Genomic DNA, 16,716 nt, shown 5'->3' with positions numbered 1-16,716 from the left:
GCTATGGCCTATACCGCAGAAAAACTTGCAGCCGACGATAATTTTCTTGCTGCAATTCTTCATTGCGCCAATCAGATGCTCGCGATTTATCGCGAGAGCCCCCGTATTGCATCCATATTCGCAGCTCAGCAGCGCTGGCTGATGGCACATACCGGCTTTGCGCTCTATTACGGCTATCCCGGCGAAGAAAAACGCGGCCTCTATTCCGGCCGCTTCATCGATTTCGTCATCCAGAACAAGATCGCCAGCCGCAACACCGCGGCCGCCTTCGTGCAGGAAATGCTGGCTTACCGGTTTCTGCGCCCCATTCCGGGCGATGACAAGCGCACCCGCTTTCTCGAGCCGACGGAAACGGCCGAAGATCATTTCACCAAATGGCTGGCCGCCCATCTGATGGTCCTGGACAGTCTCGATGGCGGCCGCCGCGCGCAAAATCTGGCGGCCGACCCTGCGTCGATCGCCCGCCTGCAGCCGCTGATCGCCAGGCAGATCATCGAAACCGAAGCCGTGCGCGATCCGGGCACCACCTTCAATCTCTTCAACTGGGCCAATTCCGGCGGCCTGGTGATGGATTACCTGATTTCGCGCCTGCCGGGCTTTCCGCCTTCTGCCGACCGCGTCTTCGTCGGCCCGCTGTCGCTGCGCGAGATTCGCGATCAGTTCATGATCTCCAACACCCACCTGAAGCGCCTGCTGACACAGGCCGCCGCCATGGGCAGCGTGGGCTGGACCGAGCCGCCGAGAAAGGGCGATTTCTGGCTCTCCCGCGGCTTCGTCCTCGAATATTGGAACTATCAGGCGGCGAAATTCGGCATTATCGACGCCGCTGCCGAAGCAGTGTTCGGGCCTGCGGTCGACGAGCAACCGCAGGCAAAACGCCTTATTTCAAGAGCTCTTTGACGGCGCCGGAAGCCTTGGCGAAATCCATCTGGCCGGCATAACGCTCCTTGAGGGCGGCCATGATCTTGCCCATGTCCTTCGGGCCTTCGGCGCCGACTTCCTTGATGATGGCGGCGATATTGGCGCGCACCTCATCGTCGGAAAGCTGCTTCGGCAGGAAATCCTGAATGACGGCGATTTCGGCACGCTCCTTTTCGGCAAGCTCCGGGCGGGCATTCTCTTCGTAGATCTTCGCCGACTCCTCGCGCTGCTTCACCATCTTGGCGAGGATCTGCAGCACTTCATCGTCGCCAGCCTCGTCCTTGCCGGCGCCGCGATTGGCGATGTCGCGATCCTTGATAGCGGCCTGGATGAGGCGGATGGTGCCGAGTCGGTCCATCCTCTTTGCCTTCATGGCCTCTTTGAGCTCGGTGGCGAGTTGGTCGCGCAGCATGTTACTACTCCTTTTAAAATGGCGCTTTCATAAACCAGGCCGATGCATGGGATCAAATAAATTGCGAGAATCCGGCCAATATCAGCAGGAAAAGTACCGCAATCTGCGGTACAAAGATTGACCTGGACAAAGAGCGTGGCTATCTACCGCCACCTGCACCAAAATTCGTGATCAGGCGTCAAACGCGGCTAAAGCTGCGCGCCTGTACCTGCGAGATCAAATGGCCGGCTCGCGTTTTCGCAAACGCCAGGCCCGCCGGAAACGGGATGAAGATGACCGCGACAGCACCCTGGACAACCGAAAAGCCGACCGCCCTGCTCGTTCTTGCCGACGGCACCGTCATCGAAGGCAAGGGTATCGGCGCCACCGGCAAGGTCCAGGCCGAAGCGGTCTTCAACACGGCGCTGACCGGCTACGAGGAGATCCTCACCGATCCCTCCTATCTCGGCCAGATCGTCACCTTCACCTTCCCCCATATCGGCAATATCGGCACCAACGAAGAAGATATCGAAGACCTGACGCCGGCAGCCCGCCACGGCGCGGTCGGCGTCATCTTCAAGGCCGATATCACCGAGCCCTCGAACTACCGCGCCGCCAAGCATCTCGACGCCTGGCTGAAGGCGCGCGGCATCATCGGGCTCTGCGGCATCGATACCCGCGCGCTGACCGCCTGGATCCGCGAAAACGGCTCCCCGAACGCCGTCATCGCCCACGACCCCGCGGGCAATTTCGATGTGGACGCGCTGAAGGCCGAAGCCAGGGCCTGGAGCGGCCTCGAAGGCCTCGACCTCGCCAAGATCGCCTCCTCCGGCCAGTCCTCGCAATGGTCGCAGACCCCCTGGGTCTGGAACGAAGGCTACGGCGAACTCGGCGCCGCCGGCCAGAAGTACCACGTCGTCTGCCTCGATTACGGCGTGAAGCGCAATATCCTGCGCCTCTTTGCCGGCCTCGACTGCAAGGTCACCGTCATGCCGGCAACGACGAGCGCCGAGGACGTGCTTGCCCTGCAGCCGGACGGCATCTTCCTGTCGAACGGCCCCGGCGACCCGGCCGCCACGGGCGAATATGCCGTGCCCGTCATCAAGGAACTGATCAAGACCGATATCCCGGTCTTCGGCATCTGCCTCGGCCACCAGATGCTGGGCCTCGCGCTCGGCGCCAGGACAGAGAAGATGCACCAGGGCCACCACGGCGCAAACCATCCGGTCAAGGACCATACGACCGGCAAGGTCGAGATCGTCTCCATGAACCACGGCTTCGCGGTCGACACGAAGTCGCTGCCGGAAGGCGTTGAAGAGACTCACGTTTCGCTGTTCGACGGCAGCAATTGCGGCCTGCGCATTCTCGGCAAGTCGGTCTTCTCCGTCCAGCACCACCCGGAAGCCTCGCCCGGCCCGCAGGACAGCCACTACCTCTTCCGCCGCTTCGTCAACATGGTGCGCGAGAAGAAGGGCGAACCGGCACTCGCCGAACGCTGATACCGGATCAAGGCTCGCTCGCGCGGGCCTTTTTCTTTCTCCGCATATTGACCTCAACTTAACTTGAGGAATTACAGAACTGCCTGCAACACATCAGATGCAGGAGAAGACTGAATGAGCGGAGCTTTCTACAGGGTAGACAAATTCGTCGTGCCGGCCGCAGCGCGCGAGGAATTTCTGGTCAATGTGATGAGGACCCATAAGGTGCTGGAGGCACAGGCCGGCTTCATCGGCCATACGGTGCTGGAACAGGTTGCCGGTCCCGGCGAGTTCAATTTCGTCACGGTCGCCGAATGGGAAAGCGCCGATGTCGTCGAGCGTGTGAAGGCGGCGGTAGCGGCGGCCCACGAGGCGGCCAATTTCAATCCGCAGGAAATGTTTGCGCGTCTCGGCATTCGCGCCGATATCGCCAGCTACAAGCCTGTGGCTGCCTGAAGCAGGTCGCGCCAACCTCGCACCGGCCGGCTCAAGCGCCGGCCGTCGCGCCTTCCCGGCGAACCAGGATATAGAAGCGCATGCAGAGCATGGCGGCCGCGGCCGCAAGCCCGACCAGGAAACCGAGCCAGATGCCGATCCCGCCGAAGCCGAGCGGGAAGGCAAAGGCCCAGGCGAGGAAGAAGCCGATCGGCCAATAGGCGATCAGGGCCATGATCATCGGTACGCGCGCATCCTTAAGCCCGCGCAGCAGGCCGCTGGCAATCGCCTGCAGGCCGTCGACGAACTGGAAAAGGCCCGCAATGACGATCAGCGGACCGGCATAGGCAAGCACCTGAGGCGCCTCCGGCAGGCTGACATCGAGGAACAGCCGCGCCAGAACCTGCGGCACGGTCGCAAAGATGACGCTGCCGACGATCGCGGCAATGCTGGCGATGATCAACACCGTGACGGCCGCCCGCACCAGACCCGCATGATCGCCCTGCCCGTGCGCGACGCCGACCCGCACCGTTGCCGCCTGTCCGAGGCCGAGCGGGATCATGAAGGCCATCGACGCCCACTGCAGGGCAATGCCGTGCGCGGCAAGCTCGATCGTGCCGATATGGCCCATCAGCAGCGACGCTGCCGTAAAGAGGCTGACCTCGGCGAGAATGGTGATGCTGATCGGCAGGCCGAGGCGAACGACCTCGAAAAAGGCGTGCCAGTCCGGCTTCCAGAAGCGCACGAAGATCTCGTAGCGCCGCGTCTCCTCCCTGCCCTGCACATAGGACAGGATGAACAGGAAGCCCGCCACCTGCACCGCGACGGACACGATTGCCGCCCCCTCCAGCCCCATGACCGGGAAGCCGAAATGGCCGAGCACGAGGATATAGGCGCCGATCGCATTCAGCACCAGCATGGCGATGGTGACGTTGAGGATGACGCCGGCCTTGCCGATGGCGCTGACGAGCGCGCGCATGACATTGTAAAGCAGCCCCGGCAGTACGCCGAACTGGCCGATGACGATATAACCATGCGCAAGCTTCGCCACGTCGGGCTTCTGCCCGAAATAGCGCAGGATCGACTCGGAATTGAAAAAGGCCGGCTGCATCAGCAGCCAGTAGCAGATGACGACCCAGATCCCCATGCGCAGCGACCGGCGCACGCTCACGACATCGCCGCGCCCGTAGGCCTGCGCCACCATCGGAATGACGGCGATCGCAAAGCCCGAGCCGAAAATCAGGATCGTGAACAGGAACTGCGCCGAAAGCACCATGGCCGCAAGGTTTTCCGCACCAAGCTGGCCGACGATCATCACGTCGGTCATGCCGATGCCGAACTGGGCCAGCTGGGCGCCGATCAGCGGCACGCCGAGCATCAGCGTGGCGCGAAAATGCGCAGACCAGCGGTTGTCGTTTACAGGCGCGACCGAGCGCACCTCGATGGGCGTGTCCATGACACTGTTCCTGAGATTGGATCGTTAAGGGCCGCAATGCGGCAAAATATCGTGTCGGCTTAGAGCAAACTCGCGCGAAGAACTACCCCAAAACGGGCAGATGCTGAAAAATTCATCACGCCTTCACTGTTTTTGATGGATCACTCCGCCGCGTTGAATACTTCCGCCGGCGCCTTCGCGGTCGTCACCCGCGTCAGAAACACGATTGCCGCCACGAGAATGAAGAGAGCCGCCAGAAGATAGGGCGCGCCGGCAAAGACGACAGGCGCATCGGGCTTTGTGAAATAGCCGAACATCTGCGTGAAGATCAGCGGCCCGACGATCGTGGTGATGCTGCTGATGCTGGTGAGCGCGCCCTGCAGTTCGCCCTGCGCCGAGGGCGGCACCTTGCCGGCGGCAATACTGCGCAGCGGCGGATCGGCGACATTCTCCATGACGGTCAATATGATTACCGTATAGACGACCCAGCCTTCCCAGGCGAAGGCATAGCCCACGAGGGCAACCATCGTGAAACAGAGCCCAACCAGCGCCGTCTTCCATTCCCCGAGCACCGGCACGATACGCGGCAGCACAAGCCCCATGATGAGCGCCACGCCTATTCCGTAGATGCCGAGCGACAGGCCGATCTGTCCCTCGCTCCAGCCATAACGGAAACTCGAGACGAAAGCCCAGACCGAAGGGTAGACGGCGTGCGCCAGGAAGACCAGGAACATGACGAGACAGACCCAGCCGATGCCGGGATAGTGCCGCATCTGCCGCAGCGTGCCGAGCGGGTTGGCGCGCTTCCATTCGAACCGGCGGCGGTTCTTCTCATCCAGCGTTTCCGGCAGCAGGAAGCAGGCGGCAACGAAATTGACGAAGGACAGCGCCGCCGCGCCGAAGAAGGGTACGCGCGGCCCGAATTCGCCGAGGAAGCCGCCGATGACGGGGCCGACCGTAAAGCCGACGCCGAAGGCGATGCCGATCAGGCCGAAATTCTTGGCGCGGTTCTCTTCGTTGCTGATATCGGCAATATAGGCCGAGCAGGTGGCGAAGCTGCCGCCGCTGATGCCGGCAAGCACGCGGCCGACGAACAGCATCCAGTAGCTGGTGGCAATGGCGCAGATGAAATTGTCGAGCGCGAAGGTCAGCACCGACAGCAAGAGGATCGGACGGCGCCCGAAACGGTCGCTCAAATTGCCGAGCAGCGGCGCAAACAGGAACTGCATCAGCGAATAGATCAGCATCAGCCAGCCACCGTCGATGGCCGCATCGCTGACCGTGCCGCCCGTCAGCTGCTCCAGATAGACCGGCAGCACCGGCAAGATGATCGCAATGCCGATAATATCCAGGAAGAGAATGACAAAGACCAGGAAAAGGCCGCGGCGAACGAATTTCGCATCAAGCATGAGACATCTCTACAGCTGTTATTTTCCGGAAAGACGATCTTGTCGCCGAACATGTGACATAGCCGATTGGGACGGGTGAAACAATCCGTGAACATTTCAATGTTTTTGATGGCGAACCCGTCAAAACAGATGGGTCAGGCGCCCTTCCGCTGCTCCATCCGTACGAAATCGACAAAGGCGCGCAGCGGTGCGGGCATATGGCGGCGGCTCGGATAATAAAGGAACGGGCCGGAAAATTCGCTGTCCCATTCCGCAAGGATCGGCATCAGCCGGCCATCGGCGATACCGGGCGCAAGCAACTCCCCGAAGGTGCGGATGACGCCGAGCCCGGCATAAGCTGCCCCTATCTCCATCTCCACCGCATTGGCGACGATGGGGCCGGAAGGGGTGACGAGCACCGTCTCCTTGCCGCGTTCGAATTCCCAGGCCAGCGAGGCCCCGCTCAGGAAGCGATGGCGGATGCAGCTATGCTCCAGCAGGTCCCTCGGATGCTGCGGCACGCCGCGCCTGTCGAGATAGGCGGGTGCGGCCGCCGTCACGTAGCGCTGCCGGCGCGGACCGATCGGCACGGCGATCATGTCGCGCTCCAGCCTTTCATCGTAACGCACGCCGGCATCGAAGCCGGCGGCGAGCACGTCGATGAAATTGTCGTCGGCAATGATCTCCAGCGTGATCTGCGGGTACAGCGTCAGGAAACGGGCGGCAAGATCGGCCATGAAAAGCTTGACGACGATGCTCGGCACATTGAGCCGCAGCGTGCCGGCCGGATGATCGCGAAAGCTGTCCAGCTGGCCGAGCGCGGCCGCAACTTCCGACAGCGCCGGAGCAAGCCTTTCCAGCAGTCTTTCGCCCGCCGCCGTCGGCGTGACGGAGCGGGTCGTGCGGTTGAGCAGCCTGACGCCGAGCCGCTCTTCCAGGCGCCGCAGGGAATCGCTCAGCGACGAGGCGGAAACCCCGCGTTTTCGGGCCGCCGAGCGGAAGCTGCGCTCCCTTGCAATTGCGGCAAAGGCATCCAGATCACTGAGGGGAAGCTCATCCATTGTGCATTTTCCCGTACGGCCTGTTCGAGACTATCCGGATTATCGCACAAACTTATCGGCGATAAAACCGCATCCGAAGACGCCGTCGGGGCGCCGCTGAAGGAGAAGAAGATGCAGACCTATCGTTTGGGAAAAACCGGTCCCCAAGTCTCGGCCATCGGCCTCGGCTGCATGGGCATGTCGGGCATGTACGGCCCGTCCGACCGCGCCGAAAGCATTGCGACCATCCATGCCGCGCTCGATGTCGGCATCAACCTGCTCGACACCGGCGATTTCTACGGCATGGGCCATAACGAAATGCTGATCGGCGAAGCGCTGAAGGGCCGCAAGCGCGAAGACGCCGTCATCAGTGTCAAGTTCGGCGCGCTGCGCGATCCCTCCAATGGCTGGAACGGCTACGACGCCCGCCCGATCGCCGTGAAGAACTTCCTCGCCTATACGCTGCAACGCCTCGGCGTCGACTATATCGACATCTATCGCCCCGCCCGCCTCGATCCCAATGTGCCGATCGAGGAAACGGTCGGCGCGATAACGGATCTCATCAAGGCCGGTTACGTCCGCCATGTCGGCCTCTCCGAAGTCGGGGCGGATACGATCCGCCGGGCCGCCGCCGTCGCCCCTATCGCCGACCTGCAGATCGAATATTCGCTGATTTCCCGCGGCATCGAGGACGAAATCCTGCCGACGACCCGCGAACTCGGCATTTCCGTCACCGCCTATGGCGTGCTGTCGCGCGGCCTCATCAGCGGCCATTGGCAGAAGGGCCAGCAGGGCGCAGGCGATTTCCGCGCCTTCAGCCCGCGCTTCCAGGAAGGCAACGTCGATGAAAACCTTGCCCTGGTCGAAGAACTCAGAAAGATCGCCACCTTCAAGGGCGCCTCGGTCGCGCAGGTCGCGATCGCCTGGGTGGCGGCACAGGGCGAGGATATCGTGCCGCTGGTCGGCGCCCGCCGCCGCGACCGGCTGACGGAGGCGCTCGGCTCGCGCGCGGTGAAACTCACCGCCGACGATCTCGCCGCCATCGAACGCGCCGTGCCGAAAGGTGCGGCCAAGGGCGCCCGTTATCCGGAAGCCCAGCTCAGGCACATGGATAGTGAAAAGTAGTCTGCCCCGAGAGGCCGGCACCCTGTCCTTCGGGGTGCCGCCTTTCCCGATCAGATCGGGTTGGAGAAAGTATCGCAGGCCGAAAGCTGCCCGCTGTCGAAGCCGCGCTTGAACCAGCGCATACGCTGCGCCGACGTGCCGTGGTTGAAACTCTCGGGCACGACATAGCCCTGCGAACGCTTCTGCAGCGTATCGTCGCCGATCTGCTGGGCGGCATTCAGCGCCTCCTCCAGATCGCCGGCGTCCAGAATGCCCTTCTGCTGGGTAAACTTGCCCCAGATGCCGGCAAAACAATCCGCCTGCAGTTCGACGCGGACCGACATCCTGTTGGCATCGGCCTCGCTCATGCTTTGGCGCGCCTGATTGAATTTCGGCAGGATGCCGAGCAGGTTCTGCACGTGATGGCCGACTTCGTGCGCGATCACATAGGCCTCGGCAAAATCGCCCGACGCGCCGAACTGATCGGAAAGCTGCTGGAAGAAGGCCGTATCGAGGTAGACCTTGTGATCGCCCGGGCAATAGAAGGGTCCGGTCGCAGCCGATGCGAAACCGCAGGCGGACTGCGTCTGGCCGGAGAAGAGCACGAGGCGCGGCTCTTCGTAATCCCGGCCCTGAGACTGGAAGATACCATGCCAGGTATCTTCGGTTTCGGCGAGAACCGTGCGCACGAAGGCGGTCATCTCGTCGTTGGCGGGCGTCTGCGGGGCGGACTCGCTCTGCGAATAGCCGGAGCCGTCCATCGATCCGCCGCCTTCCATCACCTGCATCAGGTCGATGCCCATCGCCTTGAAGATCAGGTAGATGACGACGAGAAAGACGATCGTGCCGATGCTGAGCCCGCCGCCGCGACGGCCGACGCCGCCGCCCGACGGAAAGCTGAAGCCACCGCCGCGGCCGAAGGGATTGCGTCCAATGCCACCGGACGGATCGCTGCGGCGATCCTCGATATTGTCGGACTGACGCCGTCCTTTCCATTCCATGATCGATCTCCCCGGCGATGCGCCCATGCATGCTCTCAGGAGTCAGTTATATATCCGCCGCAAGGGCGAATTCCAGCCGCTTCCTCACGCGACCCGGCCGCGGCGCGGGCGAAGGCCGACGGCCGCGACGAGCGCGGCGGCAATCAGCCCGAACAGCACCAGCGTCAGCCAGCTGTTGCCGGAGAACGCAACCGCATGCATGAGCCGGCCCGGCAGCAGCGTCGCAAGGCCGGCAACGACGATGCCGCCGAAATACATGCCCGATACGATCCGCCGATGCGTGCGGATATCGTGCCGGCGCGCAGCGAGGATTGCCCGCCAGCTTCCGGCGAGTACGAAGACGGAGAGAAGGTGGATCGGGCTGAAGCCGTAAACGAGATTGATCTCGTGGATGAAGAAGCTCGACAGCGCCGTCACCACCATCAGCGCCATCCAGATCTTGCCGAGCAGCCGGTGCAGCCGCGTGCCCTTCGGCCGGGCGAGCAGATAGGCCCCGAGGATGGCCGCCGGCACGACGGCGGCGACATGGATCTGTATGGCAGCAGGCGCATTGAGCAGAGGTTCAAGCGTCATGATCGGCTCCGGTTGAATTCGCCCCCCGTTTCCGGCATGAGTGCATTTCCCTCAACGAACATGGCGTAAACGGCGGGAAAACTTCGTGGATCACCCCTCCTTGCAATCCACGCTTCGCGAATTGCAGGTCTTCTGGCGCTCTTCGCGCTTCTGGGGAACCTTCCTCGCCATTGTCCTCATCTTCGCGGTGACAGGTCCCTACGGCACGATGGACAGCATGCCGGCCGGCGAGCGCTTCGCCTACTGGCTGATCCTGCACGCCGTCGCATGGTCGATCGCCATCCTGTTTTCCGTGCTCGCCGATGCGCTGCTGCGCAAGCGGCTGGGGAATACGTTCTGGCGCATGATGATCGGCTCGCTGGTCGCCGCCTTGCCGATCGGCTTTGCGATCGGCCTTGTGGACTATGCCTTCAGCGGCGATCCGGCAGCCCTCGGCGGCAGCCTGGCAAGAGCCCTTTTTGCGCTGCCGCTCTGCGCCCTCTTCTGTTTTCTGACCTATCTTGCCATGCACCGGCAGATCGAGGAGGCCGCGGCACAGGCCCCGCCTGCGGCCTCGATCCTCGACCGGCTGAAGCCGCAGAACCGCGGCGTCCTGCTGCGCCTCTCGGTACAGGATCACTACACGGAGGTCGTCACCAGCCGCGGCCGCGAGCTGGTGCTGCTGCGCTTTTCCGATGCGCTGCGCGAAATCGGCGCGACACCGGGGCTGCAGGTCCACAGGTCGCATTGGGTGGCCGACGCCCATGTCGAGACCTTGAAACGCGACAATGGCAAGGTCCTGATCCTCACGCGCGACGGTACGCAAATCCCGGTCAGCCGGAGTTTTGCCGAGCAAGCCCGCCGCCGTTTCGGCTGAAGAAGCCCCGGTAAATGCTTGACGGGACTCCCGCTTTCCCGCTTCCTGACGGCAAGGAGACAGGGAGGAGAAAGCCGATGAAAGCCGTGCGCCTGGAAGCGACCGGAAAGCTGTTTCTGCGCGAGGTCGAAAAGCCCGTTCCCGGCCCCGGCGATTTGCTGGTGCGCATCGAAGCCTGTGGCATCTGCGGCACCGACCGCCATCTTTTCCTCGGCGAGTTCCCCTCGCACCCGCCGGTGACGCTCGGGCACGAATTTGCCGGCATCATCGAAGCGGTCGGCCCCGATGTCGTGGGCTTCCGCCCCGGCATGCGCGTGACCGGCGATCCCAACATCGCCTGCGGCGGCTGCGAAGAATGCCGCAGGGGCCGGGTCAATCTCTGCCGGAACCTGCAGGCCATCGGCATTCACCGCGATGGCGGCTTTGCCGATTACGTCATCCTTCCGCAGAAACAGGCCTTTGCCCTGCCGCCCGGCCTCGATCCCCTGCACGGCGCCTTTTGCGAGCCGCTCGCCTGCTGCCTGCATGGCGTCGATCTCGCCAACATCAAGACAGGCGCTTCCGTGATCGTGCTTGGTGGCGGCGTGATCGGCCTGCTCACCGTCCAGCTTGCCCGGCTTGCCGGCGCGACGCGTATTCTCCTCGTCACCCGCAATGCCGGCAAACGCGCGCTGGCCGAAACGCTGGGCGCCACCGCAAGCTTCGATCCGTCAGCGGCAGATGCGGTCAGCGGCATTGCCGGCGACGGCGGCTTGCTGCCCAGCGGCGCCGATGTCGTCTTCGAATGTGCCGGTGTTGCCGAAACGATGATGCAGGCGCCGAGGCTTGCAAGACGCGGCGGCACGGCAGTCATCCTCGGCGTCATGCCGCAGGGCGCAAGGATAGAGATCGAGCCATTCGATCTGCTGTTTCGGGAGGTGAACCTCGTCAGCTCCTTCCTCAACCCGTTCACCCATCAGCGCGCCGCCGATCTCATTGCCACGGGCGCGGTCAAGGTCGAGCCACTGATTTCGCGTCGTGTAACGCTGGAACAGGCACCCGAAGCCATCGCCAATCCGGCGTTTGGCGGCGAGATTCGCACGCTCGTCTTGCCCGCCGGGCAATAGGCTTCCAAAAGCCGGTCCGAATTCCTGTCGATTCCGTGATTTATGGGGTTCCGTTTGCAAAAACATTTGCCTATAAGCCGCTTCTAGCCTGAAAAGACCCTCAATGCGCGACCCGACCCGGTGATCTCCCACCCTGGCCGGCTTTTTGCGCAGCCACACAATGGATATCGCCCATGCCGAAGCGCCAAGACATCAAATCGATCCTCATCATCGGCGCGGGACCGATCGTCATTGGCCAGGCTTGCGAATTCGACTATTCCGGCACCCAGGCCTGCAAGGCGCTGAAAGAGGAAGGCTACCGCGTCATCCTCGTCAACTCCAACCCGGCAACGATCATGACCGATCCGGGCCTGGCCGACGCGACCTATGTCGAGCCGATCACGCCCGAAGTCGTCGCCAAGATCATCGCCAAGGAGCGCCCGGATGCGCTGCTGCCGACCATGGGCGGCCAGACCGCGCTGAACACCGCGCTTTCGCTGAAGCGCATGGGCGTGCTCGACCGCTACAATGTCGAGATGATCGGCGCCAAGCCCGCCGCCATCGACAAGGCCGAAGACCGCGCCCTCTTCCGCGAAGCCATGGCCAAGATCGGCCTGGAAACCCCGCGCTCGATGCTGGCAAACGCCACCGATATCAAGGATGCCGACCGCAAGACGCACGAGGCCGAGCGTGCCAAGCTGCGCGAAAGCCTCTCCGGCGCCGATCTCGACAAGGCGCTCGACGAGCTGGAAAACCAGTGGAACCTCGGCGAGAGCGACCGCAAGCAGCGCTACATGAGCCATGCCATGGCGATTGCCGCCCAGGCGCTCGACCATGTCGGCCTGCCCGCCATCATCCGCCCGTCCTTCACGCTCGGCGGCACCGGCGGCGGCATTGCCTATAACCGCTCGGAATTCTTCGAAATCGTCGGCGGCGGCCTCGATGCCTCCCCGACCACGGAAGTGCTGATCGAAGAGTCCGTTCTCGGCTGGAAGGAATACGAGATGGAGGTCGTCCGCGACAAGGCGGACAACTGCATCATCATCTGCTCCATCGAAAACATCGATCCGATGGGCGTCCATACCGGCGATTCGATCACCGTTGCCCCGGCGCTGACGCTGACGGACAAGGAATACCAGATCATGCGCAACGCCTCGATCGCGGTGCTGCGCGAGATCGGCGTGGAGACGGGCGGCTCGAACGTGCAGTTTGCCGTCAATCCGAAGGACGGCCGCCTCGTCGTCATCGAAATGAACCCGCGCGTCTCGCGCTCCTCCGCACTCGCCTCCAAGGCCACCGGCTTCCCGATCGCCAAGGTCGCCGCCAAGCTCGCCATCGGCTACACGCTCGACGAACTCGAAAACGACATTACCGGCGGCGCGACACCCGCCTCCTTCGAACCGTCGATCGACTATGTCGTCACCAAGATCCCGCGTTTCGCCTTCGAGAAATTCCCCGGCGCTTCGCCGGTCCTGACGACCGCCATGAAGTCGGTCGGCGAAGTCATGGCGATCGGCCGTACCTTTGCGGAATCGCTGCAGAAGGCGCTGCGCGGCCTCGAAACCGGCCTGACCGGCCTCGACGAAATCGAGATCCCGGATTTCGAGGAAGGCGAATCCAGCCAGAACGCCATCCGCGCCGCGATCGGCACGCCGACCCCGGACCGCCTGCGCATGGTCGCCCAGGCGCTGCGTCAGGGCATGAGCGAGGCCGAAGTCCACGAAGGCTGCAAGATCGACCCCTGGTTCATCGCCCAGCTGAAGAACATCGTCGACATGGAAGCCCGCATCCGCGAGCACGGCCTGCCCGAGGATGCCGCCAACCTGCGCATGCTGAAGGCCATGGGCTTCTCCGATGCCCGCTTGGCCACGCTGACCGGCAAGCGCCCGAAGGAAGTGGCCGAGCTGCGCAATTCGCTCAACGTCCGCCCGGTCTTCAAGCGCATCGATACCTGCGCGGCCGAATTCGCCTCGCCCACCGCCTACATGTACTCGACCTACGAGACGCCTTTCGTCGGCGCCGCCCGCTCCGAAGCGCAGGTCTCCGACCGCAAGAAGGTCGTCATCCTCGGCGGCGGCCCGAACCGTATCGGCCAGGGCATCGAGTTCGACTATTGCTGCTGCCATGCCGCCTTCGCGCTGAAGGATGCCGGCTACGAAGCGATCATGATCAACTGCAACCCGGAAACGGTTTCGACCGACTACGATACGTCAGACCGCCTCTATTTCGAGCCGCTGACGGCCGAAGACGTGATCGAGATCCTGCGCGCCGAGCAGGAAAAGGGCGAAGTCGTCGGCGTCATCGTCCAGTTCGGCGGCCAGACCCCGCTGAAGCTTGCCGAAGCGCTGGAAAAGAACGGTATCCCGATCCTCGGCACCGCCCCCGATGCGATCGACCTTGCCGAGGACCGCGACCGTTTCCAGAAGCTTCTGATGAAGCTCGACCTCAACCAGCCGAACAACGGCATCGCCTACTCGGTCGAGCAGGCGCGCCTCGTCGCCGCCGAAATCGGCTTCCCGCTGGTCGTTCGCCCGTCCTACGTGCTCGGCGGCCGCGCCATGCAGATCATCCACGCCGAGAGCCAGCTGCAGACCTACCTGCTCGACACCGTTCCGGAACTGGTGCCGGAAGATATCAAGGCACGCTACCCGAACGACAAGACTGGCCAGATCAACACCCTGCTCGGCAAGAACCCGCTGCTCTTCGACAGCTACCTGACCAACGCCATCGAAGTCGATGTCGACTGCCTCTCCGACGGCACCGACGTCTATGTCGCCGGCATCATGGAGCATATCGAAGAGGCCGGCATCCATTCGGGCGACAGCGCCTGCTCGCTGCCGCCGCGCACGCTGTCGCGCGAAATGCTCGACGAGCTGGAGCGTCAGGCCAAGGCCATGGCCAAGGCGCTGAATGTCGGCGGCCTGATGAACGTGCAGTTCGCCATCAAGGACGACACGGTCTACGTTCTTGAAGTCAACCCGCGCGCCTCGCGTACCGTGCCTTTTGTCGCCAAGACCATCGGCGCGCCGATCGCCAAGATCGCCGCCCGCGTCATGGCCGGTGAGAAGCTCGACGCGACCTTCGCCGCCTATGGCGAAAAGCCCGATCCGCGGGCGCTGAAGCACATCGCCGTCAAGGAAGCCGTCTTCCCCTTCGCCCGCTTCCCCGGTGTCGACACGCTGCTCGGCCCGGAAATGCGCTCCACCGGCGAAGTCATCGGCCTCGACAGCGATTTCGCGCTGGCCTTCGCCAAGTCCCAGCTCGGCGCCGGCGTCGAACTGCCGCGTGAAGGCACGGTCTTCGTCTCCGTGCGCGATGCCGACAAGCCGCGCGTCCTGCCGGCGATCCGCATTCTGGCCGAACAGGGCTTCAAGGTTCTGGCAACCGGCGGCACCGCCCGCTTCCTCGGCGAAAACGGCATCGAGGCCACCAAGATCAACAAGGTTCTCGAAGGACGTCCGCATATCGAGGACGCGATCCGCAACCGCCAGGTCCAGCTCGTCATCAACACGACCGACGGCAACAAGGCGATCTCGGATTCGAAGTCGCTGCGCCGCGCCACGCTGATGCAGAAAGTGCCCTATTACACCACCATGGCCGGCGCCGAAGCGGCCGCCCAGGCGATCAAGGCGCTCAAGGCCGGCAACCTCGAAGTCCGCCCGCTGCAGAGCTACTTCTGACGATCGGGTGAAGGGGCAAGGCCTCTTCACCTCTGCCTCCCATCCCGGCAAAACTGCGACCCAAAATTGCAGGCATGGGAACTTGATGTTAGCCTGCTCCCCGGCCGTATTGGGGGAGCAGCATGTCGAAGAACATCGTCATTCTGTTCGACGGCACGTCGAACGAGATATCCGCAGACCGCACCAATATTCTGCGCCTGTTCGGAACGCTGAAGCGCTCGGACGAACAGATCGTCTATTACGATCCCGGAGTCGGCACGCTTGGTGCGGCAGATGCCTGGTCGCGCTTCTACCGCAAGACCATCGAAGTCTGGGGCCTTGCCACCGGCTGGGGTCTTGATGAAAACGTCAAGGGCGCCTATCGCTTCCTGGTCGAGAACTACGATGCCGGTCCGCCCGACGATCACGGCGGTCATCCCGAGCGCGACCGCATCTATATTTTCGGCTTCAGCCGCGGCGCGTATACGGCCCGCGTTCTGGCAGGTTTCATTCACGCCTTCGGCTTGAGCAGCCGCTATCACCTGAACCTGCTCGACTATGCCTACAGAACCTACAAGGGCATTCCCGAACAGGAGCAGCGCACCGACGGCCCTGACGGCGCCGATCCGTCATCGGCCTTCAAGAGTATGCGTCTCTACGAGCGCATGCTGCGCAACGACCGCCCGCCGATCAAGCTGCTCGGCCTGTTCGATACGGTGGCCTCGGTGATCGAGGCCGGCAGAGGGCGCCCTCAGTTCAAGACCCATCCCTTCACCCGCAAGAACCCAAGCGTCGAATACGTGCGCCATGCCGTATCGATCGACGAGCGCAGAACCATGTTCCAGCCGGAACTGTGGACGCCGGATCAGGACTATCGCGGCAATCCCTTCAAGCCCGCGAGTGCCAGGCAGGATTTCAAGGAAGTCTGGTTTGCCGGCGTCCACGGCGATATCGGCGGCGGCTACCCGGAAGCCGAAAGCGCGCAGGTGAAGATACCGCTCGACTGGATGATCCGCGAAACGGAGCCGGCAGGCCTGCTCTACGTCTCGCGCACGATCAACAACATCGTGCTCGGCAAGAATGACAACCAATATGTCGAACTCGATCCGACCGCGGCCCTGCACGATTCCATGACAGCCGGCTGGAAACCGCTCGAATATATTCCGCGACGGGTGCCGGAAAATTCCTGGCGCAGACGCGGCGACAGACGCGCCATCTATCTGCCGCGACAGGACCGGCGCTTCATTCCCGACGGATCGACCCTGCATGCCTCCGTGCAGGCCCGCATGGCGACCGGCTATGCTCCGCCCAACCTGCCCAGAGACCCCGTATTCGTGCGCTGACGCGTTG

General features: G+C 63.1%; 14 protein-coding genes. 8 read left to right on the top strand and 6 right to left on the bottom strand.

Translation table 11 applies throughout. The features are described 5' to 3' along the window. Positions 1-3 precede the first annotated feature (3 nt). Positions 4-900: a hypothetical protein gene (locus ACU8HS_RS16175; RefSeq protein WP_447014697.1), complete on the top strand. Its 897-nt coding sequence runs from the start codon at positions 4-6 to the stop codon at positions 898-900. Here the strand turns inward: ACU8HS_RS16175 and ACU8HS_RS16170 are convergent. Continuing rightward, complete coding sequence (locus ACU8HS_RS16170) at positions 881-1,333, bottom strand: GatB/YqeY domain-containing protein (RefSeq protein ID WP_112756684.1); 453 nt, start codon at positions 1,331-1,333, stop codon at positions 881-883. The two genes, ACU8HS_RS16175 and ACU8HS_RS16170, sit on opposite strands and share 20 nt — an antisense overlap. 272 nt (positions 1,334-1,605) lie before the next feature. Here ACU8HS_RS16170 and carA point away from each other — a divergent pair, with 272 nt between their 5' ends. Further along, a complete protein-coding gene (gene carA, locus ACU8HS_RS16165; protein ID WP_447014696.1) occupies positions 1,606-2,811 on the top strand; it encodes a glutamine-hydrolyzing carbamoyl-phosphate synthase small subunit in 1,206 nt (401 codons plus the stop codon). A gap of 114 nt (positions 2,812-2,925) precedes the next feature. Beyond that, the gene (locus ACU8HS_RS16160; RefSeq protein WP_112564553.1) at positions 2,926-3,246 is read left to right on the top strand and encodes an antibiotic biosynthesis monooxygenase; all 321 of its coding nucleotides are present in this window, start codon (positions 2,926-2,928) and stop codon (positions 3,244-3,246) included. 31 nt (positions 3,247-3,277) lie between these two features. On the opposite strand, the gene ACU8HS_RS16155 is transcribed toward ACU8HS_RS16160, so the two are convergent. The 3 genes from ACU8HS_RS16155 to ACU8HS_RS16145 form a co-directional block, all read right to left on the bottom strand. Then, on the bottom strand, positions 3,278-4,681 hold the full coding sequence (locus tag ACU8HS_RS16155) for an MATE family efflux transporter (protein ID WP_113412180.1): 1,404 nt from the start codon (positions 4,679-4,681) through the stop codon (positions 3,278-3,280). Positions 4,682-4,821: 140 nt separating this feature from the next. Next, positions 4,822-6,069, bottom strand: a complete 1,248-nt coding sequence (locus tag ACU8HS_RS16150; protein ID WP_112564551.1) for a TCR/Tet family MFS transporter — start codon at positions 6,067-6,069, stop codon at positions 4,822-4,824. A gap of 134 nt (positions 6,070-6,203) precedes the next feature. Further along, positions 6,204-7,109 carry a LysR family transcriptional regulator gene (locus tag ACU8HS_RS16145; RefSeq protein WP_112703901.1) on the bottom strand — a complete coding sequence of 302 codons (906 nt, stop codon included), beginning with the start codon at positions 7,107-7,109 and terminating at the stop codon, positions 6,204-6,206. Between the two features lie 111 nt (positions 7,110-7,220). Between ACU8HS_RS16145 and ACU8HS_RS16140 the strand changes: the two genes are divergently transcribed. Continuing rightward, positions 7,221-8,213: an aldo/keto reductase gene (locus ACU8HS_RS16140; protein WP_447014695.1), complete on the top strand. Its 993-nt coding sequence runs from the start codon at positions 7,221-7,223 to the stop codon at positions 8,211-8,213. Between the two features lie 50 nt (positions 8,214-8,263). Here the strand turns inward: ACU8HS_RS16140 and ypfJ are convergent, their stop codons facing one another. Beyond that, positions 8,264-9,193: a KPN_02809 family neutral zinc metallopeptidase gene (ypfJ, locus tag ACU8HS_RS16135; RefSeq protein WP_112564548.1), complete on the bottom strand. Its 930-nt coding sequence runs from the start codon at positions 9,191-9,193 to the stop codon at positions 8,264-8,266. Between the two features lie 84 nt (positions 9,194-9,277). Continuing rightward, a complete protein-coding gene (locus ACU8HS_RS16130; RefSeq protein WP_447014694.1) occupies positions 9,278-9,766 on the bottom strand; it encodes a DUF2306 domain-containing protein in 489 nt (162 codons plus the stop codon). Positions 9,767-9,851: 85 nt separating this feature from the next. On the opposite strand from ACU8HS_RS16130, the gene ACU8HS_RS16125 reads away from it, so the two are divergent. The 4 genes from ACU8HS_RS16125 to ACU8HS_RS16110 all read left to right on the top strand — a co-directional run bounded on the left by ACU8HS_RS16125 (position 9,852) and on the right by ACU8HS_RS16110 (position 16,709). Further along, positions 9,852-10,622, top strand: coding sequence for a LytTR family DNA-binding domain-containing protein (locus ACU8HS_RS16125; protein ID WP_447014693.1), 771 nt, complete (start codon positions 9,852-9,854; stop codon positions 10,620-10,622). Positions 10,623-10,699: 77 nt separating this feature from the next. After that, complete coding sequence (locus ACU8HS_RS16120) at positions 10,700-11,728, top strand: zinc-dependent alcohol dehydrogenase family protein (protein WP_113412176.1); 1,029 nt, start codon at positions 10,700-10,702, stop codon at positions 11,726-11,728. 173 nt (positions 11,729-11,901) lie between these two features. Next, a complete protein-coding gene (gene carB / locus ACU8HS_RS16115) occupies positions 11,902-15,387 on the top strand; it encodes a carbamoyl-phosphate synthase large subunit (protein WP_112564544.1) in 3,486 nt (1,161 codons plus the stop codon). A 122-nt stretch (positions 15,388-15,509) separates the two neighbouring features. Then, positions 15,510-16,709: a T6SS phospholipase effector Tle1-like catalytic domain-containing protein gene (locus ACU8HS_RS16110; protein ID WP_113412175.1), complete on the top strand. Its 1,200-nt coding sequence runs from the start codon at positions 15,510-15,512 to the stop codon at positions 16,707-16,709. The last annotated feature ends 7 nt before the right edge of the window (positions 16,710-16,716 follow it).

The sequence above is a fragment of the Rhizobium sp. KDH_Rht_773_N genome, assembly GCF_052946295.1.
This window is presented reverse-complemented; position numbering and strand designations above follow the sequence as displayed.